Origin of the sequence: Anaerobium acetethylicum (assembly GCF_900096945.1) — a bacterium.
GTDB classification, from domain to species: Bacteria; Bacillota; Clostridia; order Lachnospirales; family Lachnospiraceae; genus Anaerobium; species Anaerobium acetethylicum.
Window position 1 is genome coordinate 1 of sequence record NZ_FMKA01000083.1, and the last position, 2,784, is coordinate 2,784.

Here is a 2,784-nt window from a genome sequence, read left to right on the forward strand (position 1 = left end):
GTAAACGTCAAACCACTCGCCTAGGCAAAAATTCTTTTTTAGTGCATACTTAAAAAAATCAATAGAGTTTTTCAAGGAGGTACTAATCAAACATGGACCGATGTACGCATAACGTCCGCTCTACTCGATGGAAACAGATCATTCTAAACTGCCAGCAGAGACCTGCTGACAAAAGTGTAAAACAATGGCTTGAAGAGAATGATATATTGGAACAAAGCTATTACTACTGGCAACGTAAGTTTCGAAAAGAAGCCTATGACCAGATGGAGAATTCTTGTCTACCGTCCGTTCAGGACACTAATAACGCGGTCTCATTCGTTGAGATATCAGCACCTGTTCATCAGGAAGTTCCTATGGAATGCAACTCAGAAACTATCAAACCCGCAGCTGTGATCAAGACAGCGACGGTGTCTATTGCGATATCGAATGACATCTCTGATCAACTTCTGTCAAGGATTCTTCAGGAGGTAACGCATGCTTGAAGATGCAGCTGGTATTCGTCGGGTCATGCTTGCATGTGGCACGGTAGATCTTCGCAAAGGAATCGATGGTCTTGCAATGATCATTGGCGACAAATACGGTCAGAATCCATTTGAAAAAGGAACACTATTTCTCTTTTGCGGAAAGCGTTCTGATCGATGTAAAGGTTTGCTCTGGATGGGAACAGGTTTTTTATTATTATATAAGCGTTTCGAAGATGGTCGGCTATCCTGGCCAAGAACAACACAGGAGGCGGCTGAACTTACCGAAGAGCAATATAACTATTTAATGCTGGGTTTAAATCCCTTGGATCCGAAAATCAAAGATGTTGATCCTAAAAATATCTATTAACATTTGTGCAAAACAGAGAAAACAATGGCTCGTTTTTTCGCAAATCCAATGCCATACATCAGCTTAAATGCGGTATTAACAGATGACTGCCAGAGTGATTCTAATGGCTTTGCTGTCATCTTTTGAACATTGAAAGCTCTATATTTCCAAGTATCTTAATTCCGCTGCTGCGTTGCCTGGCAAAGTGGCAAAATGACGAATTCTTATGGTGCTTTGATTCGCTATTTTTTGCGATATTAGTTATAATAAGAGTAGTAAAAAATAAGGAGCAGGAATCATGGCTAATAAGCATACACTTGAAGAATTGAATAAATGCAGTCGAGAAGAATTGATTACTTTTATTCTTATGATGCAGGGACAGCTCGATTCTTTGAATGAGAACATCGAAATGCTTATTGAACAGGTTCGTATTGCTAATAATTACCGATTTGGTAAACACACTGAAAAACTTAGTTCCATTGATGGTCAGTTATCCTTCTTCGATGAAGCAGATGCAGCTTTCGATGAAACTGCAGAGGAACCAACTGAAGATGAGGTTCTGCCAGCCAAGAAAAGTACAAAGAAAAAAGGACAGCGTGAACTTGATCTGAAAAATTTTCCTGAAGAAATCATTCCACCTTACACTGTATCAGAAGAAGAACTGGATGCTTTCTATGGTAAAAACAACTGGCGTCGTCTTCCGGATGAAACATATAAGAGACTTCGTCATGAGCCAGAATCATGGACTGTAGAATTGCACACAGTTGAAGTCTATGTCGGAAAAGATGGTGATCATCAGGATGAATTCATGCGTGGAAATCGACCAAAGGATCTCCTTAAGAACAGTATTGTTACACCATCACTACTGGCATCTATTCTGAATGTAAAGTATGTTAATTCATCTGCACTAAACAGAATTGAGCAGGAGTTTGAGCGTAACAGTGTGAATATATCCAAGCAGACGATGTCAAACTGGATTGTCCTTTGTGCTAACAAGTACTTTACAGCTTTCGTTGAACGAATGAAGCAGGAACTTTTAAAACTGCATGTAACACAAGCAGATGAAACACCAACCCAAGTGATTGGTGATAGTGATCATCCGAACAGTAAATGCTGGATGTGGGTGCATCGTTCGGGCGAGCTATATAAGGAACGCCCTGTTGTGGTCTATGAATATCATAAGGGTCGAGACCACAAGATTCCTTTAGAGTTCTACAAGGATTATAAAGGGGTGCTCGTAACCGATGGTCTCCAGCAGTATCATTTGGTTGCTAAACTTCTTCCAAATGTAACGAATGTGAATTGCTGGGCGCACGCAAGACGTGATTTTTCTGATGCAGTAAAGGCTGCAGACAAGAAGAATCCTGAATCGGTAAGACAATCGGTCGCATATCAGGCACTGCAAAAGATTGCTGTGTTCTACAATGCGGATACAGAGCTGAAGGAACTAGAATCAGCTGAACGACTTCAAATACGGCAAAAGGAAATCAAGCCGCTAGTTGAGGACTTTTTCGTGTGGGTAAAAAAGCAAGTCGCCGAATGTGCGGTTCCACCGAAGAGCAAAACAGCGCAGGGATTGAATTATATCATCAATCAGGAAGTGTACCTAAAAGCATTTCTTAAAGATGGAGACATTCCAATCGACAACTCAGCCAGCGAACGAGCAATTCGAACTTTTTGCCTGGGCAAGAAAAATTGGATGTTTCATAACACAGCGAAAGGAGCGAACGCTAGTGCATTGGTGTACAGCATTTCCGAGACTGCAAAGCTGAACAATCTCCGCCCATACAACTACTTCAAATATATACTCACAGAATTACCAAAACATTGTGATGAAAAAGGAAACATCGAACCTGCTAAACTGGACTACTTAATGCCTTGGTCAGACCAGCTTCCAGAGGAATGCAGGAAACCACGCCGTTTATAAATCAAGCGGCGTTAACTTTATCGTCAGGCGGATGGTTTGACGTTTAC

Annotated in this window: 2 protein-coding genes; both read left to right on the forward strand. The window is 41.1% G+C overall.

From position 1 onward, the window contains the following. Positions 1–474 precede the first annotated feature (474 nt). The gene (tnpB, locus tag BJR36_RS19830; protein ID WP_091237158.1) at positions 475–831 is read left to right on the forward strand and encodes an IS66 family insertion sequence element accessory protein TnpB; all 357 of its coding nucleotides are present in this window, start codon (positions 475–477) and stop codon (positions 829–831) included. Positions 832–1,108: 277 nt separating this feature from the next. Continuing rightward, positions 1,109–2,737, forward strand: a complete 1,629-nt coding sequence (tnpC, locus tag BJR36_RS19835; protein ID WP_091237159.1) for an IS66 family transposase — start codon at positions 1,109–1,111, stop codon at positions 2,735–2,737. Positions 2,738–2,784 lie beyond the last annotated feature (47 nt).

Excerpts from the sequence above, each read along its gene's own strand:
- tnpB (WP_091237158.1), top strand. The coding sequence starts at position 475 with ATGCTTGAAGATGCAGCTGGTATTCGTCGGGTCATGCTTGCATGTGGC.
- tnpC (WP_091237159.1), top strand. The coding sequence starts at position 1,109 with ATGGCTAATAAGCATACACTTGAAGAATTGAATAAATGCAGTCGAGAA.